Below are 24097 nucleotides of genomic sequence, written 5' to 3'. Positions count from 1 at the left end.
AAAATACCCCACGGGGTACCATGAATCTTGACACCTGTACGAACGCCCCCACGATCGACAAGGAGATTTCGATGCTTCTCGAACGCATCTACGACGAGGACCTCGCCCAAGCCGGATACTTCATCGGCTGTCAGGCCAAGGGGGAGGCAGTGGTGGTCGACGCCCGCCGCGACATCGGTGTGTATCTGGACCTGGCCGCTCGGCATGGCATGACCATCACCGCCGTGACCGAGACCCACATCCATGCCGACTACCTGTCCGGCACTCGCGAGCTTGCCAAGGCCACCGGGGCGGTCACCTACGTCTCAGGAGAGGGCGGCGACGACTGGCAGTACGGCTTCGAGGCCGAACGCCTCCACGATGGTGACACGCTGGCTCTGGGTAACATCACCGTGCAAGCCGTTCACACGCCCGGTCATACCCCGGAGCACCTCTCGTTCCTGGTGACCGACGGTGCCTTCGCCGATGCTCCGGGATACATGTTGACGGGCGACTTCGTCTTTGCCGGCGATCTCGGCCGGCCGGACCTACTCGACGAAGCTGCAGACGGTGTCGACACCCGGTTCGAGGGTGCCAAACAGATCTTCCGCAGCCTGAAGCGATCGTTCGTCACGCAGCCGGATCATATTCAGGTCTTTCCGGGTCACGGTTCGGGCAGCGCCTGCGGAAAAGCTCTCGGCGCGCTCCCGTCGACCAGCGTCGGCTACGAACGCCGTTTCGCTTGGTGGGCCGGGTATGTCGAGCGCGACGACGAGCAGGGCTTCGTCGATGAGATGCTCGACGGCCAACCGGATGCACACGCCTACTTCGGCCGGATGAAGCGTCAGAACAAGCAGGGCCCGGTCGTTCTCGGGCCACTCTCTCCGCTGCACGAGTACGACTCCACCGAATTGGCACGTGCCCTCGACTCCGACGAGGTCGTCCTCCTCGACACCCGCAGCCACGATGAGGTGCACGCCGGCGCTGTCCCCGGAGCGCTCAACATCCCCGGCATCGGCAAGGCAGCCTCGTTCGGTGCCTGGGTCTACGACCCCGAGCGAGAGGACACTCCACTGGTGGTGCTCGCCGAGGACCGCGCCGTCGCCGACGAGCTCCGTGATCACCTGCTGCGGATCGGCATCGATACGGTGACCGGGTACGTCACAAGTCTACGAGGCCTCCCCATGACGACGCCCGAGACGATCGGCGCGGACGAGCTGGATTCGTTCGACCCGGCAATGGTCCTGGACGTGCGCAACAAGACCGAACACGCCGACGGCCACATACCTGGCTCCGAACAGCTCAGCGGTGGCCGATTGCTGTGGAATCTCGACGGACTGCCCACGGGCGGTCCGATCGTGACCTATTGCCAGAGCGGCGTCCGTAACGCGGTCGCAGCCAGCGCCCTGCGCCGCGCCGGCTACCGAGTTGTCGAACTCGAGGGCAGCTACGCCGCCTGGGCCGCGCACAACCTCGAAACAGTCTGATCGAACCCGCCCGAATCGGAGGCGGTTGTGCAGTCCGCCCCCGGTTCGGTCTGGTGCTCGCCCTGTCGGCTCGCCGCGCCACCGACGGTAGAACAGACCCCGGGCGACACTCCTGCTCCGGCACCGACTGGGAAGCGACGTGATGCCGCTCGCTACGCGGACGGATTCCCCAGGTGAGATCTCCACCAGGAGCTCGTTCGTGCTCGGCGAGAACTTTTCTCGATGCGAGGGTCGTCTCGTTGCGTGTCGACGATGCCGACGGATGGTTCGTCGGGGGACGGGGGAGCTGCGGTCACCGGAGATCCTCGGTCGACATCGCTTCGACGCGTGGAGAGTATCACTGCCGTCCGTACGGATGTACGTACATTTGTTGTACAGTAGCCCCGAGGGCCAGTAGCAGGCGGCTCGAATTCGGATTCCGACACAGATCGACAGGAGGGCCTCTGATGGTTGAACCCGATCGCAGTGCCGCGCTCGACCGCTCCAGTGCGATGCCGCTGTGGGCGCAACTGCATGCCGATCTGGTCCGCCGAATCGGTGACGACGAATTCGCCGGCTCCGAGTTCCCGGGCGAGCATGCGTTGACGACGAGCTACGGGGTGAGCCGTCACACCACCCGCGAGGCCCTGCGGCACCTGCGGAACGAAGGAATCTTGATTGCAGAGCGTGGCCGGCCTTCTCGGTTGGCGGCTCCGCCGGTGATCGAGCAGCCACTCGGTGCGCTCTACAGTCTCTTCGCTGCCGTGGAAGCTACGGGTGTTGCTCAGCACAGCGTGGTGCGTGCACTCGAACTGCGGACCGACCCCGCGGTGGCCGCTACCTTGCAGGTCGGTCCCAAGGCTCCGCTGCTCTACCTGGAGCGCATCCGTATGGCAGGGACCATGCCGTTGGCGCTCGACTATGCCTGGTTGCCGGGGGATCTGGCACGCGACCTCCTGGATGCGGACTTCACTCACACGGCTCTCTACATCGAGCTCGAGAAACGCTGCGGCATCCGCCTGACCGGTGGCCGCGAGGACGTCACTGCCGTCGTCCCGGATCCGGAGGATGCGGCAGCACTCGAACTCGATTCGAAGACCGCCGCGCTGTCGATCCGCCGCTTGGGTTGCATGAATTCCCGGCCGGTGGAGTTGCGGCACACAGTGATTCGAGGAGATCGGTTCACCGTCTCGGCCACGTTCTCACCGAGCGAGGGCTATCGCTTCGTGCCGGCCACGCCGCTGCACGCCCTGTAAGCACCCACTGATCCAAGGAGCGTTATTCATGACTGAAGCACCACCGGAAGCCGATCCGGCCGCCGCACACGCACTGATCGCCGAATCAGGAGCCATCCTGATCGATGTCCGCGAGGACGACGAATGGGCAGCTGGCCACGCCCCGGACGCCGTCCATGTACGCCTCGGCGATCTCGATCCTGCTGCCTACCCTCCTGATCAGAAATTGGTCGTGGTGTGCCGCTCGGGCGCTCGGTCGAGCACAGCTGTTGCGGCCCTCACCGATGCCGGTCGCACAGCGCACAATCTGTCGGGCGGAATGAAAGCGTGGCACGAAGACGGCCGCGCTGTGGTCCGCGATGACGGCACCCCCGGCGCAGTGATCTGACATGATCGCCACCCTCGCGATCGCAGTCGCCGCAGGGATTCTCATCGGGCTCTCCCTCGGCGCACTCGGTGGTGGGGGATCGATACTGACTGTTCCTGCCCTGGTGTATCTCCTGGCGGTCGAACCGCAATCGGCAACGAGCGCCTCGCTGATCATCGTCGGAATCACCTCGATCATCGCGGCCATCAGCCATGCGCGAGCACGGCACGTTCGGTGGCGGGCAGCGGCAGTATTCGGAATCCTGGGCTCGGTCACCGCCTTCGGTGGATCGATCCTCAACCGATCGGTCGACCCGCAGATCTTGCTGCTCGCGTTCGCGGCACTGATGATCGTCGCCGCCGGCGCGATGCTGCGCCGCACCCGGCGCGGACACGATACCGACCTACCGACACCGAACCCGGCCGAGACCCCGGGAACACGCCCGAGCGCCGTCGCGGTCGCCACCAAGCCCGCGAAAGTGAAGATCACCACGTCGCAGGTAGTCAAGCTGGTCGCCTCCGCGCTCGTCGTCGGCTTCCTCACCGGTTTTCTGGGAGTGGGCGGCGGCTTCCTCATCGTCCCCGCTCTGGTTCTGGCACTGGGCTATTCGATGCCCGTCGCGGTCGGAACGTCACTGGTGATCATCTCGATCACCAGCGCGGGGGCCTTCACCGAACGCCTCGGCACGGGTGCCACCATCCCGTGGGAGATCGTCGTACCGTTCACCCTCGCGGCAATTGCAGGCTCGTTCGCAGGAAAAGCCATCAGTGACAGAGTCTCTGCCACCACACTCACCCGTAGCTTCGCCGCCCTGTTGCTCGCCGTGGCCGTCTACGTCACCGTCCAGGCCTCCATGGCCCTGTAACGCACATCGTTGTGCATCACAGCCTATTTCTGCGCACGCAAATGCGGCGCATCGCACACCTGGATCGAGGAGATCGTCGATGACCGCACTGATTCCCCGCCCTGAGGCGGCCGGCCGTATCCGATGCGTCACGAGCCGAAGGGCTCGACGCTGTTCCAATTGGTGACCACCACCGATCACAAGACGATCGGCAAGATGTATCTGGTCACCTCGTTCGGATTGTTCCTCATCGGCGGGTTGATGGCGCTGCTCATGCGCACCGAACTCGCCGTACCGGGGTTGCAGTTCCTGTCCAACGAACAGTACAACCAGCTGTTCACCATGCACGGCACGATCATGCTGCTGCTCTACGCCGTCCCTGTCGCATACGGATTCGCCAATTACATTCTGCCGCTGCAGATCGGGGCACCCGACGTCGCGTTCCCGCGACTCAACGCGTTCGCGTACTGGCTGTATGTCTTCGGATCGCTGATCGTGCTCGCCGGGTTCATCACACCGGGAGGTGCCGCGGACTTCGGGTGGACCGCCTATACGCCGCTGACGAGCGCACTGCATTCCCCCGGCGTCGGTGCCGACCTGTGGGTACTGGGCCTGATCCTGTCCGGCTTGGGCACGATCTTGGGTGCGGTCAACTTCATCACCACCGTGGTGTGCCTGCGCGCACCCGGCATGACGATGTTCCGGATGCCGGTCTTCACCTGGAACATGCTCGTGACCTCGGTGCTGGTACTGCTGGCGTTCCCGACCTTCGCGGCCGCGTTGGCCGGGCTGGCATTCGATCGACACTTCGGTGGTCACGTGTTCGACCCGGCGACCGGGGGAGCGGTGCTCTGGCAGCACCTGTTCTGGTTCTTCGGCCATCCCGAGGTCTACATCGTCGCGCTCCCGTTCTTCGGCATCGTCTCCGAAATCTTCCCGGTCTTCAGCCGCAAACCCATCTTCGGCTACAAGGGTCTGATCTTCGCCACCCTCGGCATCGCAGCGCTCTCGATCACGGTGTGGGCGCACCACATGTACGCCACCGGAGCTGTTCTGCTGCCGTTCTTTTCGTTCATGTCCTTCCTCATCGCCGTGCCGACCGGGGTGAAGTTGTTCAACTGGATCGGCACCATGTGGCGAGGACAGGTCACCCTGGAAACCCCAATGCTGTTCAGCATCGGATTTCTGATCACGTTCCTGTTCGGCGGACTGACCGGTGTGCTGCTGGCCAGCCCCCCGATCGATTTCCACGTCACCGACACCTACTTCGTGGTGGCGCACTTCCACTACGTGCTGTTCGGGACCATCGTCTTCGCCACCTACGCCGGGGTGTACTTCTGGTTTCCCAAGATCACCGGACGCATGCTCGACGAACGCCTCGGCAAGTGGCACTTCTGGACGACGTTCGTCGGCTTCCACATGACGTTCCTGGTCCAGCACTGGCTCGGCAACGAAGGGATGCCGCGCCGCTACGCCGACTACCTGCCCTCCGACGGATTCACCACCTTGAACCTGATCTCCTCGATCGGAGCGTTCATCCTCGGGCTGTCCACGCTGCCGTTCGTGTGGAACGTGTTCAAGTCCTACCGATACGGCGAGGTCGCCACCGTCGACGATCCCTGGGGCTACGGCAACTCTCTCGAATGGGCCACCACCTGCCCACCGCCCCGCCACAATTTCACCGAAATACCCCGGATCCGCTCCGAGCGGCCGGCGTTCGAGCTGCACTACCCTCACATGGTCGAACGCATGCGCACCGAAGCCCACGTCGGGCTGACGGGCCACACCGCCGACGTGCGGGCACCCTCCGAAATCATCGCCGACGGCGTCGAAGAGGGCACCGCCAGCGGGACCCCAGAGGACAGACGGTGACGAGCACGCGGAGACTGCGCTCGACAGGTGCCGCTGTCCTGGTACCGGGGCGAGTGTCGTACGCGATCGCGGTCGCCATGGGGTTCTACGTGCTCGCGCTGATCCTGGTGTTCACCTTCCTCGTCCCTCGACTCTCACCCGGGTCAGCGACCGCTGTCACCGCTGCCGTGGTGGCCGGCTTCGCGGTGCTGCTGATGACGGCGATGATGTTCGCAGCCCGCACACCGCTGCATCCCGCAGCGGTGTCTCCGGTCCGCGACACGGCGGCGGAGCGAGAGGACGACATCGTCGAAGGGTGGGCGGTGGTCCTGAGCATCGATATCGATTCACGACGGGTGGAACTGGAAGTGACGGTGCCCGGGTCCGGAACGTACCGGTGCGATGTGCAAGCAGAACGGTCGACCGTCCGCGCACTGGTGACCGGTGCCACCATTTCGGTCTGGGTCGATCCTCATCATCGTCGGTCGTTGACCTTGGTCGGGGTCGGTCCGAGCATCGGCGACGATACCTCCGGGAACGGGCATTGCTGATCGAGCAACCCCGCCCGCACCCCGCGGCGGCGAAAGCCACTCCGGGGTCGCAGACGTCGCTCGCAACTACCCTCGACTGCCCTCCGGACGGCTGGCTGCGCCGGTGGCCGACGTGAGTGCGCCTGCGCGACATCGATTTTCCCGCGACGGAGCCCCCGCTTGCCGGCGATGGCGAGTGTGGTCGTGGTGTTGCACCTGATCGGGTGGGGGCTGTTCGTTCACTACGATGCGGACCTGCGCATGCACGGTCTGGCCGGTCGACGCCGCGACGGGCGAGACCACGAAGAAAGACGACTCGGATCGCAGCCCTGGCAGGACCAGGGCTGCGGACCGCGATCTACTTCTTGGAGAACATGCGGGAGAACAATCCCGGTGACTTCGGATCGGAGTCGTGCCCCTTGCAGCGATTGGACGCCGGAACGCCCCGCATCACCTGATCGACGTGTTGACCACATCCCGCCCACGTCGTTTTTCCGCACTTCTTGCACGTGACAGCCCTGCACATGAGTCTCTCCCTTGGTCGACAATTCACTTTCAATATACCCTATGGGGTATCTGATTTTGGGTGTCGGGGATGATCGGTCATCGCGGCGGGCAGGGTCCTCCCAGGTGGGCGACGTCGTAGACGAACTGTTCGGGCACCGCGCTGGTCCATGGACGCAGGCCGAGTGCGGTCTTGATGCCGATCAGGGCCTGTGCGATGGGTGGGCACCGGCGACACTGGCGCAGGTGCGTATCGATGCGGGCCGACGCGTCGACATCGAGACGCCCGTCCAGGTAGTCCGATGCCGCGGCGAGTGTGCTCCGGCATGCCTGGGAGTCGTTTCGGGGGTGTGCGGGACCGTTGTCGAGGGCGTGTAGCAGTTTCACCCGTGCGCGGTGGATGCGCTTGTACACCGCTGCGGTGGTGAGCGCGCCGACCGCACCGATCTGTGTCGCCGTCCAGCCCTCGCCGTCGTGCAGTGCCAGGACCATTCGATCCTCGACGGTCAACGTCGCCAGCGCTGCTCGCACCGTGGACCGATCGCTGAGCGCCTGCGCGACCGTCTCGGGGTGCTCGAGGTCGCTGATCGGTACATCGATGTCGCCCGTGCCCGATGGTTCGGTGCGCTGATTCTCCGCGCGTGCGGCCACATCGCGGGCACGGTTGATCGTGATCCGGTAGAGCCACGTCGTCAGCGCCGATTCGGATCGAAACGTTCTCCGGTTGCGCCATGCGCGTTCGAGGACGTCCTGCACCAGATCGTCGGTATCGGCCGGTGATCGTGTCATCGCGGCTGCGAAGCGACGAAGAGTCGTGCCCTGGTCGATCAGATCGCGCGCGAAGCGCTCGTCGTATGCCGCGAGGTCGAGGTCGGGGCTGGGCTGTTCGCGCGAGGAGCCGTGGATTGGTCCACTTCGGCGTTCTCGCCCGTCCAACAGTGAAAGTCCCTCTACAGAACTGGAATCATCATGTCGTTCGTCGAATTCATGCGCAGTACTGCCGGACGCGCACTGCGCATCGTGGTGGGAATCGCTCTGATCGTGGTCGCCGTCGTGCTCGGCGGTGTCGGGGGCATCGTGGTGGGAGTGATCGGCGGTGTCTTCGTGCTGACCGGGGTGATCAACGTGTGTCTGCTCGGCCCGTTGTTCTCCGTCGATCTTCGAGGTCGGCCCAAGACGTCCTGAACGGGGTGCGCGGGCGGGCAGCTCAGAAATGGGGGATCACCTTGAATGCGGTGTAGCCGTCGCTGTTCTGGGCCAATGCGACACCGTTCGAGGTCACTGCTGTCGGTGCGGCACTCGGTGATGTGCCGGTGACGCGGCCGGAGGTCGCATCGATGGCAGTCACCCCCGAGTCCGACGTGCCGTAGACGATGCCGCCGACCAGAGCGAAGCGGTCGGCGGCGGGAAATTGATCGGCGGTGAAACCTCGGGTGCCGTACTGCTCGAACAGGACAGCGATGCCGTCGTCGGTGAGGTCTGCGGTGGTGATCATCGTCGCCCCGCTACTGCTGTCGGCGGTCACTACCATCGGACTGCGGCTACCGCTGATCCATCGGATCTCGGCATCGGAGAGTCGATAGACCGCCTGGATCGGTTCGGGACGGGTCGGGATCGTCCAGGCCACGACCACTGCATTGCCGGCGGTGGCGACGAATCGTGCGGTCCCGGGGATCGCTGCGGGGGGCGGGGTGAGGGTGTCGGTGGACCAGGCGGTGTTGCCGGTGTCGGCGGTCACGATGCGCGCTGTGTCGCCGTCGACGGTGACCGCGTATCCACCGGATTCGGAGATCGCACCCGTCAGGTCGGTGCGGTGTCCGTCGGTTGCCGAGATGGCGGCCACGGCCGCGGGCTTTGCTGTCTGCGAGCAGTCGGCGTCGATCAGCAGTCCGGACCCGGTCAGGCAGCCTGCAGCGGAGACCGGACCCCATACGAGGTCGCCGGTGCGGGTATCGCGGGCGGTCATCGTGGCCGGTGCACGCGAACCGGGATCATCGATGTCCTCGGTGATCAACAGCTCACGGTTGTGTGTGCTGGTGACCGCGAACTCGTCGCGATCGGCGGGTACGTCCACGCCGAATCGTGGTGTGCCGGTGTCGTCGAGTACCTGCACCCGGTGCGAACCGGATGCGTCCGAGGAGTCGACGACTCCGACGAACCCGTCCTCGACGATGTGAGGCTGCGACAGGAACGGGATCGACCACAGTGCCGTGTCTCCGAAGCCCGCCGGCGGCGCGGACGGCGACGACGGGTGCGCCGCCGGATCGGTGCCCGTGGCGTCTCGAGTAGGCGAGGAACTGCACCCCGACGCCAGCGCGACTGAGCACAGTGCAACGGTCCCGATCACCGCCGCTCTGCCGATACGGTGCGAACCCATCTAGGTGGTGGTGCTGTCTCCGCCGAGTGCCATGATTGCGCTCTGCAGCAGTGCAGTGGCCCGGTCGGCGACCTCGGCCAGGCCCGCTGCATCCGAGAGCCCCACCATCACTTGGGGGTTCATTGCTTCGACGATGGTGCTGCTGCCGTCGGCTCGCACCACCACGTTGCACGGCAGCAGCAACCCCACCTGCCGATCGGTGTCGATCGCAGCCTTCGCCAGCTGCGGATTGCATGCTCCGAGGATGACGTAGCGTTCGATGTCGGCGTCGATCTTGCTCTTCAACGTCGACTGCATGTCGATCTCGGTGAGCACTCCGAATCCCTGTTCGGCGAGCGCCTCACGGGTTGCGTCCACGGTTTCCTCGAACGGCATGTCCACGCGGGTGCCGATGGCCAGTTCGGTCATAGTTCGTTCGGTTCCTTTCGATCGGTTCGGGTGTCGGTCACTCGATGGTCGGTGCGCGGCTGAGCAGGCGTCGCCCGGTCATGCTGCGCAGGACGCGGAGGTGCAGTCGCGTTTGCGCCATCGGACGATCACCGCTGCCGTCAGCATCGCCAGGGACACCCCGGCGAGGATGGGTTGTATCGGTGCCCACAAACCCAGTGCGCCCGAGGTGCCGAGTGCAAGAAGTACCAGCTTGTTGCACACCGGACATCCGACGGCGAAGAAGGTCAGTACGACACCGAGAGCGGCGGGTGTGCCGGTCCGCTCGACCCGCGCGGGTTTATCGATCCCGAACCACAGTGCGGTCAACAGGGCCGTGGCCAGCAGAACCGGAAGCTCCCACGCCCGCACCGGCACCTCACGGCCGAACACCGGCGTGTCGATGATGTCGGTGGGAATGCCCACTACCAACACCGTGATCACACCGGCGACGGTGCCGCGTGCCGCCCGCATCCCCCAACGCCCGTGCCGAGCGGGCTGAGCGATCACCTCGTCGTCGGAACGGCCTGCGGTTTCGACGTCGAGGCGATCGGACGTGGCGGGCTCGGTCATCAGCGAGGATCTCCTACGGGTTGTAGTTGTGTGAGTAGGGTGACACTGTGAGGCTATACCCAGATGGGTATCGCTGCCAGTATTGCCGACTGCCGAAAGGTATTGCATGACTTCGACATCTCGCTCCACTCGCCGACGAGACATCGTGCTCCTGGCCATCGCCGTGGTGGTGGCGGCCGTGCTCGTGGGAGCTCTCGTGCTCGGAACGACAGGTGACGGCGAGCAGTCGGAGGCGGCACCGGACGCCGGGTCGAGCAGCGCGAGCGGCCCGCCGGTGATGGGACCGCTCGGCGATCTGGCGCACCGCGAGCCCGATGATCCGATGGCCCTCGGCGACGTCGACGCCCCGGTGGTGATGATCGCCTTCTCGGACTTTCGGTGTCCGTTCTGCGCCCAGTTCAGCCGGGAAACCGAGCCGCAGCTCATCGATCGATACGTCGATACCGGCACCCTGCGCATCGAATGGCGAGATCTACCCATTTTCGGGCAACAATCATTCGATGCTGCCCGGGCCGGACGCGCTGCCGCCGCCCAGGGCAAGTTCTGGGAGTTCACCCGCGCCGTCTACGCCGATGCACCCGAGACCGGTCACGCGGACCTGACACTGGAGTCGCTGCAAAGCTACGCGCAACAGGCCGGGGTACCGGATCTGGCTCGGTTCACCGCCGACGCCACCGGCACCGCATTCGATGCCGCGATCACCGCCGACTCCACCGAAGCGCAGTCGCTGGGTATCCCGGCCACTCCGGCGTTCTCGGTCAACGGTGATCCGGTTCTGGGCGCGCAACCGTTCTCGGAATTCGTCGATCTGATCGACACCGCAGCCGGCGCGTAGGGCGGCCCACGATGTCGCAGATCGGACTTCTCGGAGCATTTCTCGGCGGGCTGCTGGCACTTCTCAGTCCATGCTCGGCCTTGCTGCTGCCTTCTTTCTTCGCGTACGCCTTCGACGGGGCCGGCAAGCTCGCCGGCCGCACCGGGATCTTCTACCTCGGGCTGGCAGCGGTCTTGGTTCCTCTCGGTGCCGGAGTCGGTGCCATCGGCTCGGCGATCACCCGGTATCGCGAGGTCACCACGATGATCGGCGGTGTGGTCATCATCGTTCTCGGAGTGATGATCATCGTCGGTCGCGGCTTTGCGCTGGGGTCCGCTCAGAGAGCAGCCGCGCGCATCGACGTCTCCTCCACCGGATCGGTGTTCGCCCTCGGCGCGGTCTACGGGCTCGCAGGGTTCTGCTCGGGACCCCTGCTCGGCGCGGTCCTGACCGTTGCCGTCGCCGGCGGTCAGGCCGTATACGGCGGAGTGCTCATGGCACTCTACGCAGCGGGGATGGTGGTACCCCTGTTCGTCCTCGCGCTGGTCTGGGACCGATTCTCGCTCGGATCACGAACGTGGCTGCGCGGCAAGGAAATCAGCATAGGACCGCTGAAAACGCACACGACGTCTCTGATATCGGGGGTGCTTTTCATCGGTATCGGAGTGCTGTTCCTGCTCACGGAGGGCACAGCGAACCTCGGCGGCGTCATGGGGGTCGACAGTCAGTACTCGCTGCAGGTCTGGATCAGCGACGTGGCCGACGCGGTACCGAACACCGCAGTGCTCCTGATCGCAGTGCTGGTGATCATCGCAGTCCTGACGGTGCGCATCGTCCGTGGTCGAGACCGCGACACCGCAGCCGAGTCCTCCGAGCTCGGTGAACGCGAGGACCGAACTCTCTGAGACGGTGTGCCTACGACACTGGAGCGGGGATGTGATGTCAGGTGTAGAGCTGTGACCACCCATCTCGCTGACGTCGAGCGAGATGGAGCACTGCAGCGGGAACCACTTCGACACCCATCAGCAGATCGTCGTCACCGAGCCCTCTGCCCTCCAGACTGTTGCGGCATGCTTTCACCGTGATGGAGGCCGAATCGATCAACGCCCGCATCTCCAGGGAAATATCCGAACACCGCAAGGCCGCATCGAGACCCGGTCCGAAACACACGACTTCGATCGTCACCGGCTCGGTCGCAGCATCGAGAAGATTGTGGATCGCCCGCACCACCACGGTGGGTGTGGTGTTCACGGCGAACACCACACGCAGGGGAGTCAGATGATCGGTCACGTGAAAGTTCCGTTCTTCAGATCACGGTGAGCTGCGGTGCCCCACGGCTGTGCATGGAGAAGAACATCGATGGCCCGACCCTCACCGACAGGGCGGACCAGATGTTCCAGCTCGTGGACCTGCAATCCGCTCGCGGCGCGGGCGAGGTCGTCGATGGCGGGCAGGATCGACGGATCCGGCGGGCCTCCGACTCCGTGAGTGAAGTTCTCGAGCGCATGACCGAGATACAACAGCCGTCCACCCGGTGCGAGCCAACTTCCTGCACCGGCAAGGACGGCAACCAACTCGTCGACCGGTAGATGCAGGAAGCCGATGGCCACCAGATCCACCGGGCCGGGCGGCTCCCAGGCCCGGACGTCGGCGACGGTGTAGTCGATCGACCGGTCCTCCCCGCCGCTGCGTGCGAGTTCGATTGCCACAGAAGAAAAATCGACAGCATTCACCGTCCACCCCGCGTCGCCCAACCATCGAGCGTGGCGCCCGTCCCCGCACCCCAGATCGACCGCCCGGCCAGGGGTCAGCTCCGCAAACCGCGCAGAGAGGGCAGCCGCCGGGGCCGACCCCCACGGATGCTCGACGCTGCTGTACCGAGCATCCCAGTCCGACGAATTCACTGATTCACGCCTTTCCACTGTTGACCACCGCTGACCACCGCAGGGTCGGGCAACCCGACGCTGCGACGAAGCTGTGACTCACTTCACTGTACCCCGGGGGGTAACAGTGTGAACGGGTGCCCTGGTCAGGGCTGCGCGGTCAACCGCAGATAAGGCTTCAAGGTTCGATATCCGGGGAACCGTGTTGTTGCCTCGTCGTCGGAAACGCCCAGTCCGATGATCACGTCTTGACCCGGCTGCCAGTCGGCGGGCGTAGCCACTGGCTGACCGTAGGTCAGTTGCAAGCTGTCGATCGCGCGCAGAATTTCCGTGAAGTTGCGGCCGGTGGACATCGGGTAAGTGAGGATCAGCTGTATCGACTTGTCCGGTGCGATGACGAACACCGAACGTACGGTGGCCGCCGCACTGGCGCTCGGGTGAATCATGTCGTAGAGCTCGGAGACTGCGCGATCGGTGTCTGCGATCATCGGGAAATTCACTGCTGTGCCTTGCGTTTGACCGACATCGCCTTCCCATGCCAGATGCGAATCCACCGAGTCCACAGAGAGGCCGAGTAGCTTGACTCCACGTCGGTCGAACTCAGGTTTCAGCCGCGCTGCCGCACCGAGTTCGGTTGTGCATACGGGCGTGAAGTCACCGGGGTGGGAGAACAGCATTCCCCACGAGTCTCCCAGCCATTCGTGGAAGGAGATCGTTCCTGTGGTGGTGGCGGCGGTGAAATCCGGAGCTGTATCGCCCAATCGAATACTCATCGGTGCGTCCTTTCAATTATCGGTAGATCAAAAATGATCGATCATTTATGATCGTACATGTGAAAGTCCCCTCGAAGTCGACGGATGCTCGGTCAAAGACAGGGCAGGGCGTCACGGTGACCGGTCTGCCCGAACAGATCAAAGATCTGCTGTGGGAACGAATAGCCGATGGCACGTACTCGCCAGGAGATCGGTTGATCGAGACGCGGATCGCTCGTGAGCTTGGCGTGAGCCAAGGTCCCGTCCGTGAAGCTCTTCGGCAGTTGGCCGGAATGGGCCTGGTGGTCTTCGAAGCCCACCGCGGGTGCCGAGTCAGACGGGTCGACCAGGACGAGCTCGATGAGGTGTCAGTGGTGCGCGCAGCACTGGAAGAGACAGCAGCACGACTTGCAGCCGGTCGCGGCATGGCGGTGGACCGCATTGCCGATGAAGTCGACGGTATGCGCTCCGCCGCCGTCGCCGCGAACGGTCGAGCATGGGTCGCGCACGCTATGGCATTCCATCGGCTCATCGTCGCGGCCTCCGGCAACAGCACACTGCTGTCGACGTGGGAGCATCTGTCGATCGAAGGTCGAACCGCTCAACTCGTATTGGCACCAGGATTCGACATGGGTGCCAGCACGGAACAGCACCAAGTAATACTCGAAGCGCTCGGTGCGGGCGATGCAGAAAGGGCCGCTCGGCTGTCCCGCGAACACGAAGAGACCTTCATCCGCGGCGACCCCACGTCAGATTGAGCGGAAGGGCGCGACCACAACGACCGCAGCTGCCTCTGCTCCGCGGCCCGTCACCTATCCGAACGGCATGGCCGGTTCGGTGGATTCGGACGTCAAGCGACGCTATGTGCGATCCACATCCAGCCATAGTGACGGTGTATGAAACCCGTGCTCAGTTATTCGAAAGATCGAACGAACCCGAACCGCGCCCCGGGGGTGACGCGCCCTCTTATCGGAGGATTCCGTAGCACTCGCTCACGCCGCTCACTCTGATTCCGTTTGTCGGTGAGACGGCTGCTGGCTTCGTCAGCGAAATTGTGGACATCACTCTCTAAGCTATGGCGACTTAGTCGACCGTCCAGTGCAGTCCACTTCTGACACAGTGCAGTCGTCTTCTGAAACTGACAACCCAAAAGTTCACCCATGAGGCAGCAGTGTTCCAGAACTCACCGACAGGCTACATATTGAACCATCGGTTTTGGACACGAGTTTCGGAACAGATCTTCGACCAGCTCACAGAAAATTGTCTTCGACGTTTCAAATACGAGCGTTTATGAAACACGGTTCGGTAACGCCGAAAATCGGGACCGATCGACTGCCGAGACCGCCTGGGGACGCTCGAGCTCGCGTGCGAGGTGATGATCCGCGGGCGACAGCAGGATGGCCACGATTATTTGATACTTCGGATAACATGAACGCGATATTCATCCAGAATGTAACGAAGAGGATTCCCTGTGGCCGAAGTATTTATTCGCCAACTTATCGACGATCTCGACCGAAAGCCCATCGACGCCGGATTGGGGCACGAAGTCGCCTTTTCGTATCAGGGTGCCGATTATCGGATTGATTTGCGACCCGCGAATGCCGACAAGATCGAGGCGGTGTTCGCGCCGTATATAAAGGTGGCCGAGAAGGTCTCCTCTGCCGGCAAGGCGCGTGCGAATACTTCGACTGCGATCAAGATGTCGGGGTCTGGTCGATCCGCCGAGCAACTGAAAGCGATCCGGGACTGGGCCGCCAAGAACGGATTCGTCGTTTCCCCGCGCGGAAGGATCAAGGCCGACGTCATCGAGGCTTTTGACGCCGCGCATTGAGGCTTGTGAACAGCATCTTTTCTCACTGACATCAACGAGTGTCGTACTTCTATCCCGTGATTTTTCTCGGTCTCGGTGAAAGAGGGAAAGGTTCAGGCGAGTTCGAGACCGCCTTCGGCGGCGAAGACCAAACGGCCGTCGTCGAGGGCGATCGCCCACCGCTGCACTGGCGCCCAGTCCGCCCCAGGTCAGAGTTGCCGATGACGGTATCGCCGTAGTCTTCGACCACGGTACCGACCTGGGGTTTGGTATCGCCGGCCTGTGATCTGGAGGTCGGGATTACCGTGGCTCGGGACCCGACAGCAATGGGTGCAGTGCGTTGAGCGTCAGAATCGGACATAGGCCTGATTCTGGCAGAGAATCCGACAGGCTCACCGTCGATATCGCCATGGGCGTTTGCCTGTTTCGAATTTGAGACAATCAATCACGCCGCAAACGAGGCTTGAAACTACCAACCAAGGTGTCGACCTGAGTGCGAAATCGTCACGGACCTGCAGGGATGGATGTTGCTGACAGGGCGTCGTGGTAAAGCTCCACAATGACGTGGTTTTTTGTGATCACCGCTTTTATCGGTGTGGTCGTGGTTCTAACTGGAATCACAGGTGTCATTCAAACGATTGCCAATTTTCCGGGGCAAGGATTTTTCGAGTCGGAGGAAAGCTACGCGAAGAAGCAGGTGCAGAAAGTCGCTAACGTGAAATTTTGGTCCGTCGTGTTCCTTGTCGGCTTGGTCATTGCAGGTGGTTCGGCGGCTGTGATCACCCTCTAGACATTTGAGATCCAGTCAGCAGCACGTGTTCTCGCTGCGTTGATGATGTAGTCAACCGATTCCGCTGCGGCGAAGAGGATTGTGGGTCGGAATGGTCAGACGCACAGTGCATCCTACGAGTGGAGAACTCGTAGGATGCACTGATCTAACTGCGTTGGTATTACGCCGCACGGTAGCGTCAGTTCATGGTCATGCTGGGAAGGATGGCAGCGCGCCATTTCGTCCACTATGACTCCTCATCGCGACGTACCAGCACGTGATTTGTGTCCGCGGCACGGCTAAGACAGGTACGGCACCAGCGGCAGGTTGAAGAACCAGTTTGCCAGGCTGACGAAAATCGGCTCGAGCCACGGCCGGATCTGCGGGCCCATCCACCAGTACGGGTCCGGTCTACCAGGAGAGGCGGCCGCGATCCCGCTGCTAAGGAACAGTGCCAGGCCTACCGTGGCGACGACAATCAGTACCCGCGCTCGTGTCACACCGGGGTATCGCCCGGCAGTCCCCTGACCGTTGCCGGCGCACCCGGCAGTGTTCCGAAAGCAGTCTTGGGCTCAATAGGTCGAGAGCGGTATGGACGTCCCAGCGAGCGCCAAAAGTCATAAAGTGTCCCACTTGGGGCATATCTTGACTTTTGGTCTATCGTGAGACAGGTGAACCCTGATGAGCAGCAACAAATCGCACAAGCAAATCTTGCGGCACATGCGATTGCTCGACGTGAGGCGGAAGCATGGACAGCAGTCCGCGATCACATCGCGGACTCAGCTACAAGTTCGTGCCTGGACATGCTCGGTATGTCGCTTCGAGAGACTTCGAAAGAACTCGGCATTCCCCGTAGCACCTTGGCCCGCACGCTACGGAAAGGGCACAATGCTGCGCCCGCAGTAAGCGGTCAGGTCGCAGACCTCAAACGGAAGTACCTCGACTCAGTATGGATCAAGGTCGGCCGGCACCAGGCGGCATCGCCTGAGGCGCAATACGAGGCGGGATTCATCGACGAGTTTGAACGCGATGAACTTCTTGACGGGTTGCTCCGCGCGCAGATTCCGATCGACACGCAGATTCGAGATGCCGTCCGCAGGTTTCCTGGGATCGATAACCTGGACCTTTCTCGAATGATCGTGATGGGTGTCCAAGAGGGATCCGTACCGGACTTGCGTGAGCGCGCCGAAGACGCGGAATGCATGATCGACGGAGCTCGACGGTGGTGGCCGAGCAAGATCGTAAGCAACTTACGGCCGGGCGACGAAGTACCTCGCTACCTCGGCCAGTTTGAGAGTGCCGAAACTTACGAATGGGTGACCATCGAATCCGTCAGCCCTGTGGGGGTTTTCGGCGATCGGTGCGACGTACAATTGCGACTCGCGGACGGCGAACTATCACCTTGGCTTGGCTGCCCTCACGACGAACGCCAACCCGTTCGGACCCAGCGAGTCTAGGTCATTTTCGGGACACGGAAAATTGGCGGAATCGCTAGCGTGCAGTGGTCTTCTGAAACTGACAGACGCCGAAAATTCGGCGTGATCGAGTGCGGAGCCCGCGATCACGTCCGAGATGGTCTGGGCGGTGTTCGAGCCGGATCGGTGAGTACGCACTCAAGAAATTGAGTGTTATACGAAAGGTTGCACCACTAAGTGGTGCAACCTTTCGCAGTCCTATCGGGTAGATAGCTTGCGATGAGATGTTTTGAACCCGGCGATTCGCTCTTAGTTCAATTCTCTTCGAAGCCAGACTGGTCGAATTTAAGCGTGCGTGCATTTTCGGAAACAGTGCGGATCCTGCTCTCGTCGAAACCGGGATTGTTACTGGCTTCGATTTCGATTCGCACGGTGAGGGCGGTGTTCGGATCAGCACGCAGGTGGGCTAGCACTTCGTCAGCAATATTCTTGAAGTCGAGTGCGATCTTGTCGGCATTGAGGGTTTTGACACCGTAGAAACGTGTCTTGGTTTTGGCATCGGGGAAGACGATGTCGAGCCGCGGTGGTTTCTTGGTCGACGACGAGCCTTCTTCCGTCTGCTTTGATTCTTCGCCGTCCTGCTCCACCGGAGCCGAAGACTCGGCGTCGTGTTGTTTGGTAGCAATGTCGGGGCGAACGAGTAGCAGGGAGTCGGTAGCTGCGGGGGCGGCGCCTTTGTCGTCGGGAATCCACAGTCCGATGTAGCGGGCGTTGGTCTCGTCGTAGCCGGTAGCCAGGGCGAAGGCGTCGGTTTGCCAGATCATTGGCAGGTCGATGATGCCTTCGTCTAATACGCCTCGGTCGCGGAGTCGAGGCATGTAGGGGTATTGGCTGTAGAGGCTCCAAAGGGTACCGAGGGAGACGTGACCGTCTTTCCAGATCTGGGGGACTTTGCTGATGGCTAGGCGAATGGTGGCGGCGGCTTGTCGGGTGGAGAGGTCGCCGTCGTTGCAGAGTCGGCGTGAGGCCCGCTCGGCCAGCGAGGTGGACTGACCCTCGACCTTGACCTCGCGAATCAGGAACGGAGCGCCGGGATCAGGTTGGGCGGGGACAAGTGCCCAGGTGAAGGTCTGCAACAGCCGCGATGTAACGGTCTGATCGGCCTGGGCTTGCTTCTGTGCAGCCTGGTTCTTCTGGTTCTGGGTCAGGTCCAGGTCGGCCCCATCACTGAGGACATGGCTCCAGCCGAGGTAGTCGCGGGTGGCGTGGTCGAGTTCCTCGAGTCGAGCTTCGTCGGCAGCCAGGAAGATGAGCATGTTGCGGTGGGTCCGGTTTGCGCTGCCGCGCTGCTCGGTGGCCTTACGGGCGAACTCCTTGGCAGCGGACTCGGTGCCGCGTTTGTGGGACACCTTGGGGTGCAAGATGACCAACCGGGCTTCATCGACATCGGGGATGTCCGCGTTGGATTCGGGGCTGACGTGCACGCCGGCGAAGTCCGCCCTGGTGCGGCTTTGCCCCTGCAACCTGCGGGCGATCTCGGCCCACACATCTTCCTTGTGAAGCCGCTCGGCCTGATCCTTCGCAGTCCGGCTGATATTCGCCTGCAAGTCGTACCAATATTTCCCGGAGCCCGAGTAGAAGTACGTCGCCCGGTCGCCGAGTTGAGTCAGGGCCGCGTGGAAGTTCCCTGGCACATCGCCGGGGACGGCGGTACCGAGGAATACCCGCTGGGTGCCGATGCCCTTGCTGGCCGCGCCGGGCGCGACAGTCGGCGCCGCACCGAAGAACACGGTGCGGGCGAGACGCTTGGTCAGCGACCGCTGCCCGAATAGGGGCTTCTCCTTGTCTATTCGTGCCGGTTCGGAGTTAGTTCCATCGACATCGGCGTCGATGATTGCCTTCCAGGAATCCTGAAGGTACTGCGTCAGCTCGGAGTTCACATTCGCGGTCGCCAGTGGGATCGAACCGGGCATGATGAGCGGCGAGGCATCCTCACCGGTCCACAGTGCGTGAATCACCGTCGACATCAAGCGCAGTACGCCGCGGGTGCGCTGGAACCGCTCTAGCGACGACCACTCCTCGTAAAGCGTGTCGAACAGTTCTGGATGAATCGGGTAAGTCTGCTTGATTCGGTCTTCGTACGCCGAGTCCCGGGCTTCGCGAGGGAAGTCGTCGGTGTACTTGCGGTACATCTCGACATACGCCCGCGCTGACGCACCGATCGCGGCCAGTGCTGCGGCGTCCGGCTGGGTGAACAGGCGCTGTTTGACGATGTGATAAGCCTCGTCCGAGGAGGCCGGGCGCCACTGATCGGCTATCCGCCGCACGACATTTTGGAGTCGCTTGAGTGCCTCCAGGCCGTGGGCACCACCGACTTCCTCGGCGTTACCAGCGACGGTGTTGTTCGCGTCGTCGCCCGTTTCTGAGGCAGGGATGGAGATCGCCAGCAGCACACCCGGGGTTCCTTTTACAGCCTCCGTCAAAGATTGAGCGAAGGTGAACTGGTCGTCGAACGTGCCGCCCGCCAGATCGTCTCGCCCCACGAGGGAGCGGGCATAGGCCACCCACTCGTCGATCAGGATCACCGCTGGCGAGTATGCCGCCAATAGGTCGTGCAGGGCTTGTCCCGGCGGTGTTCGGTCGGCGTCTGCTTTCGCTACCAGCGCATAGCCTTCCGTGCCGCCGAGTTGCCACGCCAGCTCACCCCACACCGTGTTCACCTGGGTGCCGTCTAGCTTTGCGGCACCGGAAGGGCTCAGGTGGTTACCGACGATAGCGACCCGGTTAATCTTGTCGCCGGTGTAACCGCTGCTGTTCATTAGCTCTTGGGTCTCCTGCGGGAACTGGCCCACCGGCAGTCCCGCCGCAATGTGCCAGAGCGACAACATTGAATGGGTCTTGCCGCCACCGAAGTTGGTCTGCAGGTTGATGACCGGTGAGGCATTACCGTCGCCCGAAATGCGACGCACCGCCCGCCCGATCAGATCGCGCAGTCCCTCGGTGAGAAAGGTTCGTTTGAAGAACTCCACCGGGTCGGCATAGTCGGCGTCTACCTCGCCGCCGTTGGCGACCTTGAAGAGGTCAGCGGCGAACTCGGAGGCGTGGAAGTTGCCCGTAGCCACGTCCTCGTGGGGAGGCAGGACCTCGCGCCACGGCTTGAGCCCCGTGGCTTCGGGGTTGTCGACGGCCGACTTGAGTACCTTCTTGTCGGCCTTGTCAGAGGTGACACGGCGTAGGTTCAGTCGGATGCTCGTGACCTGCTCGGCCTCAGCGGCCGCGCCGATCAGTTTGAGCAGGCGTTCACCGGTATCCAGTGCACGGTAAGCGTCGTCGTCGCTGAAGGAGCCATTGTGCGCCCATGTGTTGCGCACTTCGCGTAACTCGTTGGCGAAGGTCTCTCCTGCCCGGCCGATCGCTTGGCTGAACGGATACCAACGAGGTTGGTAGTTGGCGGTGATGTTGCTCTCGGTCAGCATTCGGAATTGAACTTGGGGGTCGAGGGGGTCGTACGACTTGCCTGCCGGTGCCCCATTCTTCAAGTCCTTGCCTCGCACCAGCTTGACCCAATCCGCGCCCAGCGCCGGATCGACCTGCCCGACTACCAAGGATATGAAGTCGTCGAGAGCGGGCGCCAGCACCTGGAACATTTGATCGATCCGGTCACGGTTACTCACTGCCATGTCAGTTCAGCTCCCGCTCGAAGTCGAAGGCACCCTGCGTGGCAGGCACCTTCTTAGGAGTGCGGGCGACTTCAAGAATTTCGGACCAGCTCGTCACCAGGGTATTGAAGCTCAGAGCGTCTTTCGTCCAGCCATTGCCCTCCGCGATGCGGAATAATAGATGAGCCAATTCCTTCACGAGGTCGGCGTCAATCGCACCGTCGGGGCGGACCAGGGCTTTCTGTAGGAATCCGCCAGCCGGTTCGATACCGTCGCGCTCTAGCACCTTGATCAGATGGTGAAGTGCTTCCCAGTTGCTGATGTGGGAATCCTTCAGTACGTCGTACTCCGACGACAGGTCACTTGGTTTGACAAGCCGGACATTGCCTGCTCGAGAAGACAGAATTCCGTCTCTGGCTACTACATCAACACTCGTGTTTCGTGCACGAGCCAAGCTGTCGGCATCGCCAAACTTGCCAACTCCATAGCCGGTATGGCGATACCAAGCAACGGCGAATCTTGACGTGGAGTCAAAGTTCCCCTCCTGTTCGTTCAATACTGCGTCGAGAACCTCGTTTATCCTCCCAAGGGCCGATCGAACCTTCATTCGAGTGCCATCGCTCTCTAGTACGGAGCCATATCTGCTGAATACCGCCATTCCGGGCCCGATCGCAGCCTGAGGTAGATCGACCGGAGCGACATCGCCTTGCTGGAGTTTGCGCAAGGCGTCGGGTAGTTCCTGCTCAAGCGCGGCGATGAATCCTCGACGGTCTGTCACAGCATCTGTCGCCTCGCGGCGTCGAACAGCCAGAACGACGGACGAGGCGAGTGCGTTCCTACCAAGCTCTCGAAGCCCCCCACTAAGTTCGGTACGGACCGGCCAGGTTGCGGTTACTTGACCTCCAGCGTCGATCAACGCTTGAAGCATTGTCTCCCAGCCGGTAGAGGCGGTTCCGAGATCATCAGTCTCTGACTGTTTGAAGGCATAGTAGATAGACATCGGAAACGCACTATGTTGTGCGGCGAGGGCTGAATCGAAAACTTCGCGCAGGCCTTGCTCGAAAAACTGCGCTGCTGCGGCTGCATTCTCATGGCGGGCTGGCTCCGCAATGAGTTCCTCGGCTTTCGGAGTTACTCGAGTCCCATAAAGGTCCGGTATGTAGTCGCGAAGAACCTGTCTATGCCATAGATAGAAGAAATCGGATAGATCTGCATAGGGGACGTTGTCGTAGTAAGGAGGATCAGTGCTGATCACCAGGGGTCCAGCGGGGATATCGACTGCGTTTCTCTGAGTCGCAGATCCTTTACCTTTTGCTGGAACTCGCTCAAGCGCCTTAACGAGGTAGTCGAGTTGGCCCTCAATGTTGCCTGAAGACGCTGAAAAGGGATTCGACTCGGCATACACCCAGATCATCGGCATGGCATTGCGTGCGAAGACTTGCTCGACAGTCTCTCGACCAGGATGCCAAAAACTCTGGCTGGAAGCGCGGTTGGCCACTCGTCCCACGAAGAGTGCTAAGTAGGCTGCAAGTGCATTTGCGTAGGCCGTATCTCCCGATTCCTGGAGAACGAGTTCCCGCGCCTCGCGTGCTAGTCGGACGAGTTCCATGAGTAACGATTGTTGGCGTGCAGTGTAGAAGTCACTTTGCGAGGTCAGGCCGTAAGCTTGGATGCGAAAGCCGAGTGCCTTCGTCGGTAGTGGGACCTCAGGGAAGTCATCAGGCGGGAAGACATCGGCCGCCTCGACAGCCACGTGATCAGGTTCCTCGTAGCTCCGGCTGCGATGGCCTTCGGCGACAGTGCACAGCAGATGACGTCCGAGGCGCTTCGCCTTCCCCTCAGACCGCACATAGTCAAGCGGGATGAGGGAATCGCAAGCGAGGCAACGTGCACCGGTTCGGCCAACAGTTCCGGGTATCGATGCAAGCTGTCTGGACACTGAGTAGCGAACCACACCATCGACGACGGAGGGCACGATTTGCGCCTCTTTGTCTTTGCGCGTGCAAACGGTGAAAGAGTTCACGAGCGGTGTCTCGATACCGCAGGCGGGGTTTGGGCACGTGACAGCTCGCGCCCATATCCATGCAATCGGAGTCTTGCCCTTAGCCGACGGGTAGTGCAAAGCCAGTCGTCGCTGAGCCTCGTTGCGCATCCATAGGCCGTAGGCGCGAACGTCCGCCGCAAGTCCTTCTGCACCACGCCAATTTCTGATCTGAGACTCCGCCAGCCCCGGAAACACTGGTGGTCTGCCTGAGAAGACAGCAGGGAACTCGATCAGAGCCTTGTTGATGAGAACAGGAACCGGGTTAAGGTCAGAGGCCAATGCCTCAAGTCCAAGTCGCTGTGCTTCCAATGGGATTGTCCCGCCGCCAGCGAAAGGATCAAGTACCGGTGGAAGCGTACTGCCTGCCGACTTTATTATTTCGGCGCGAGCCTCCTCAAACAATCCTTCATCGCGGATGTTCTCCCAAACGACGAGCCGCTCAATCAACTTGTGAAGTCGCTCTCGCTCTTTTCGCTGTAGCTCCTCGGTCGGGAATTCCTCTGGCAGTGAGGAGGGGTCATCGACAAGTTGGGCGAATAGGATTGCACGCGCAGCAGCCAAGGGTCGACGTGCCCACCACAGGTGCAGTGTCGATGGGTGGCCGTGACGGATCGACTTTTCGCGGGCAGACTCCCGATTGATCGCCGCTAGAGGTAGCGCTACCTCGATTAATTTGCGCTTCGTCACTTGTTTCCTCGACCTCTCGCAGCCCGACCTTTCGGTTGGGCAAAGTGCCACGGATGTGGCACCAACTTTTCTTTCTAACCTAGTGGTGCTCCTCAGCGAAGCGGCCTGTGCC

23 protein-coding genes and 1 pseudogene are annotated in these 24097 nt (G+C 62.2%); 13 read left to right on the top strand and 11 right to left on the bottom strand.

Features of this window, described 5'->3' with window-relative positions:
* Positions 1-71: 71 nt before the first annotated feature.
* The 6 genes from G8767_RS12865 to G8767_RS12840 all read left to right on the top strand — a co-directional run bounded on the left by G8767_RS12865 (position 72) and on the right by G8767_RS12840 (position 6293).
* Entirely contained in the window at positions 72-1466 is a 1395-nt protein-coding gene (locus G8767_RS12865) for an MBL fold metallo-hydrolase (RefSeq protein ID WP_166810371.1), read from the top strand.
* 446 nt (positions 1467-1912) lie between these two features.
* A complete protein-coding gene (locus tag G8767_RS12860; protein ID WP_058253868.1) occupies positions 1913-2701 on the top strand; it encodes a GntR family transcriptional regulator in 789 nt (262 codons plus the stop codon).
* Between the two features lie 28 nt (positions 2702-2729).
* Entirely contained in the window at positions 2730-3068 is a 339-nt protein-coding gene (locus G8767_RS12855) for a rhodanese-like domain-containing protein (RefSeq protein ID WP_166810370.1), read from the top strand.
* A 1-nt stretch (position 3069) separates the two neighbouring features.
* A complete protein-coding gene (locus tag G8767_RS12850; RefSeq protein WP_166810369.1) occupies positions 3070-3912 on the top strand; it encodes a sulfite exporter TauE/SafE family protein in 843 nt (280 codons plus the stop codon).
* A gap of 123 nt (positions 3913-4035) precedes the next feature.
* Positions 4036-5763 (top strand): cytochrome c oxidase subunit I, encoded by a 1728-nt coding sequence (gene ctaD, locus G8767_RS12845; protein WP_166810368.1) that lies wholly within the window; start codon positions 4036-4038, stop codon positions 5761-5763.
* A complete protein-coding gene (locus G8767_RS12840) occupies positions 5760-6293 on the top strand; it encodes a hypothetical protein (RefSeq protein WP_166810367.1) in 534 nt (177 codons plus the stop codon). The genes ctaD and G8767_RS12840 overlap by 4 nt, the downstream gene beginning before the upstream one ends.
* 582 nt (positions 6294-6875) lie before the next feature.
* Here the strand turns inward: G8767_RS12840 and G8767_RS12835 are convergent.
* A complete protein-coding gene (locus G8767_RS12835) occupies positions 6876-7712 on the bottom strand; it encodes a sigma-70 family RNA polymerase sigma factor (protein WP_166810366.1) in 837 nt (278 codons plus the stop codon).
* A gap of 33 nt (positions 7713-7745) precedes the next feature.
* Between G8767_RS12835 and G8767_RS12830 the strand changes: the two genes are divergently transcribed.
* Positions 7746-7961, top strand: a complete 216-nt coding sequence (locus G8767_RS12830; RefSeq protein WP_006898201.1) for a YgaP-like transmembrane domain — start codon at positions 7746-7748, stop codon at positions 7959-7961.
* A 22-nt stretch (positions 7962-7983) separates the two neighbouring features.
* On the opposite strand, the gene G8767_RS12825 is transcribed toward G8767_RS12830, so the two are convergent.
* The 3 genes from G8767_RS12825 to G8767_RS12815 all read right to left on the bottom strand — a co-directional run bounded on the left by G8767_RS12825 (position 7984) and on the right by G8767_RS12815 (position 10152).
* Positions 7984-9153 (bottom strand): hypothetical protein, encoded by a 1170-nt coding sequence (locus tag G8767_RS12825; protein ID WP_166810365.1) that lies wholly within the window; start codon positions 9151-9153, stop codon positions 7984-7986.
* Positions 9154-9561: a DUF302 domain-containing protein gene (locus G8767_RS12820; RefSeq protein ID WP_058253875.1), complete on the bottom strand. Its 408-nt coding sequence runs from the start codon at positions 9559-9561 to the stop codon at positions 9154-9156.
* Between the two features lie 78 nt (positions 9562-9639).
* Positions 9640-10152, bottom strand: coding sequence for a hypothetical protein (locus G8767_RS12815; protein ID WP_166810364.1), 513 nt, complete (start codon positions 10150-10152; stop codon positions 9640-9642).
* Between the two features lie 106 nt (positions 10153-10258).
* Here G8767_RS12815 and G8767_RS12810 point away from each other — a divergent pair, with 106 nt between their 5' ends.
* Entirely contained in the window at positions 10259-10987 is a 729-nt protein-coding gene (locus tag G8767_RS12810; protein WP_166810363.1) for a thioredoxin domain-containing protein, read from the top strand.
* 11 nt (positions 10988-10998) lie between these two features.
* On the top strand, positions 10999-11871 hold the full coding sequence (locus G8767_RS12805; protein ID WP_166810362.1) for a cytochrome c biogenesis CcdA family protein: 873 nt from the start codon (positions 10999-11001) through the stop codon (positions 11869-11871).
* 37 nt (positions 11872-11908) lie between these two features.
* On the opposite strand, the gene G8767_RS12800 is transcribed toward G8767_RS12805, so the two are convergent.
* The 3 genes from G8767_RS12800 to G8767_RS12790 form a co-directional block, all read right to left on the bottom strand.
* Positions 11909-12256 (bottom strand): DsrE family protein, encoded by a 348-nt coding sequence (locus G8767_RS12800; RefSeq protein ID WP_166810361.1) that lies wholly within the window; start codon positions 12254-12256, stop codon positions 11909-11911.
* On the bottom strand, positions 12253-12870 hold the full coding sequence (locus G8767_RS12795) for a class I SAM-dependent methyltransferase (protein WP_166810360.1): 618 nt from the start codon (positions 12868-12870) through the stop codon (positions 12253-12255). Before G8767_RS12795 ends, G8767_RS12800 begins: the two co-directional genes overlap by 4 nt.
* Positions 12871-12995: 125 nt before the next feature.
* A complete protein-coding gene (locus G8767_RS12790) occupies positions 12996-13622 on the bottom strand; it encodes a peroxiredoxin (protein ID WP_166810359.1) in 627 nt (208 codons plus the stop codon).
* Between the two features lie 59 nt (positions 13623-13681).
* On the opposite strand from G8767_RS12790, the gene G8767_RS12785 reads away from it, so the two are divergent.
* The gene (locus tag G8767_RS12785) at positions 13682-14359 is read left to right on the top strand and encodes a GntR family transcriptional regulator (RefSeq protein ID WP_166810358.1); all 678 of its coding nucleotides are present in this window, start codon (positions 13682-13684) and stop codon (positions 14357-14359) included.
* 713 nt (positions 14360-15072) lie between these two features.
* The gene (locus G8767_RS12780; RefSeq protein ID WP_166810357.1) at positions 15073-15432 is read left to right on the top strand and encodes an Lsr2 family protein; all 360 of its coding nucleotides are present in this window, start codon (positions 15073-15075) and stop codon (positions 15430-15432) included.
* A gap of 92 nt (positions 15433-15524) precedes the next feature.
* Here G8767_RS12780 and G8767_RS35800 read toward each other — a convergent pair.
* A pseudogene (locus tag G8767_RS35800) lies at positions 15525-15772 on the bottom strand (hypothetical protein).
* Positions 15773-15970: 198 nt separating this feature from the next.
* Here G8767_RS35800 and G8767_RS12770 point away from each other — a divergent pair.
* Entirely contained in the window at positions 15971-16201 is a 231-nt protein-coding gene (locus tag G8767_RS12770) for a hypothetical protein (RefSeq protein WP_166810356.1), read from the top strand.
* A 278-nt stretch (positions 16202-16479) separates the two neighbouring features.
* Here the strand turns inward: G8767_RS12770 and G8767_RS12765 are convergent, their stop codons facing one another.
* On the bottom strand, positions 16480-16680 hold the full coding sequence (locus G8767_RS12765; RefSeq protein WP_166810355.1) for a hypothetical protein: 201 nt from the start codon (positions 16678-16680) through the stop codon (positions 16480-16482).
* Positions 16681-16992: 312 nt separating this feature from the next.
* On the opposite strand from G8767_RS12765, the gene G8767_RS12760 reads away from it, so the two are divergent.
* Positions 16993-17637 carry a hypothetical protein gene (locus G8767_RS12760; protein WP_166810354.1) on the top strand — a complete coding sequence of 215 codons (645 nt, stop codon included), beginning with the start codon at positions 16993-16995 and terminating at the stop codon, positions 17635-17637.
* A 272-nt stretch (positions 17638-17909) separates the two neighbouring features.
* Here G8767_RS12760 and G8767_RS12755 read toward each other — a convergent pair whose 3' ends face one another.
* Together G8767_RS12755 and G8767_RS12750 are read right to left on the bottom strand one after the other, a co-directional pair.
* A complete protein-coding gene (locus G8767_RS12755) occupies positions 17910-21275 on the bottom strand; it encodes a Swt1 family HEPN domain-containing protein (protein WP_166810353.1) in 3366 nt (1121 codons plus the stop codon).
* 1 nt (position 21276) lies between these two features.
* A complete protein-coding gene (locus G8767_RS12750) occupies positions 21277-23985 on the bottom strand; it encodes a DUF1156 domain-containing protein (protein ID WP_166810352.1) in 2709 nt (902 codons plus the stop codon).
* Positions 23986-24097: the final 112 nt, after the last annotated feature.

Source organism: Rhodococcus sp. IC4_135 (assembly GCF_011602025.1).
Classification (GTDB): Bacteria; Actinomycetota; Actinomycetes; order Mycobacteriales; family Mycobacteriaceae; genus Rhodococcus_F; species Rhodococcus_F baikonurensis.
This window is presented reverse-complemented; position numbering and strand designations above follow the sequence as displayed.

What these genes read in the sequence shown, in the direction of transcription:
- G8767_RS12865 (WP_166810371.1), top strand. Translation starts at nt 72, where the DNA reads ATGCTTCTCGAACGCATCTACGACGAGGACCTCGCCCAAGCCGGATAC.
- G8767_RS12860 (WP_058253868.1), top strand. Translation starts at nt 1,913, where the DNA reads ATGGTTGAACCCGATCGCAGTGCCGCGCTCGACCGCTCCAGTGCGATG.
- G8767_RS12855 (WP_166810370.1), top strand. Translation starts at nt 2,730, where the DNA reads ATGACTGAAGCACCACCGGAAGCCGATCCGGCCGCCGCACACGCACTG.
- G8767_RS12850 (WP_166810369.1), top strand. Translation starts at nt 3,070, where the DNA reads ATGATCGCCACCCTCGCGATCGCAGTCGCCGCAGGGATTCTCATCGGG.
- ctaD (WP_166810368.1), top strand. Translation starts at nt 4,036, where the DNA reads ATGCGTCACGAGCCGAAGGGCTCGACGCTGTTCCAATTGGTGACCACC.
- G8767_RS12830 (WP_006898201.1), top strand. Translation starts at nt 7,746, where the DNA reads ATGTCGTTCGTCGAATTCATGCGCAGTACTGCCGGACGCGCACTGCGC.
- G8767_RS12825 (WP_166810365.1), bottom strand. Translation starts at nt 9,153, where the DNA reads ATGGGTTCGCACCGTATCGGCAGAGCGGCGGTGATCGGGACCGTTGCA.
- G8767_RS12820 (WP_058253875.1), bottom strand. Translation starts at nt 9,561, where the DNA reads ATGACCGAACTGGCCATCGGCACCCGCGTGGACATGCCGTTCGAGGAA.
- G8767_RS12815 (WP_166810364.1), bottom strand. Translation starts at nt 10,152, where the DNA reads ATGACCGAGCCCGCCACGTCCGATCGCCTCGACGTCGAAACCGCAGGC.
- G8767_RS12810 (WP_166810363.1), top strand. Translation starts at nt 10,259, where the DNA reads ATGACTTCGACATCTCGCTCCACTCGCCGACGAGACATCGTGCTCCTG.
- G8767_RS12805 (WP_166810362.1), top strand. Translation starts at nt 10,999, where the DNA reads ATGTCGCAGATCGGACTTCTCGGAGCATTTCTCGGCGGGCTGCTGGCA.
- G8767_RS12790 (WP_166810359.1), bottom strand. Translation starts at nt 13,622, where the DNA reads ATGAGTATTCGATTGGGCGATACAGCTCCGGATTTCACCGCCGCCACC.
- G8767_RS12770 (WP_166810356.1), top strand. Translation starts at nt 15,971, where the DNA reads ATGACGTGGTTTTTTGTGATCACCGCTTTTATCGGTGTGGTCGTGGTT.
- G8767_RS12760 (WP_166810354.1), top strand. Translation starts at nt 16,993, where the DNA reads ATGTCGCTTCGAGAGACTTCGAAAGAACTCGGCATTCCCCGTAGCACC.
- G8767_RS12755 (WP_166810353.1), bottom strand. Translation starts at nt 21,275, where the DNA reads ATGGCAGTGAGTAACCGTGACCGGATCGATCAAATGTTCCAGGTGCTG.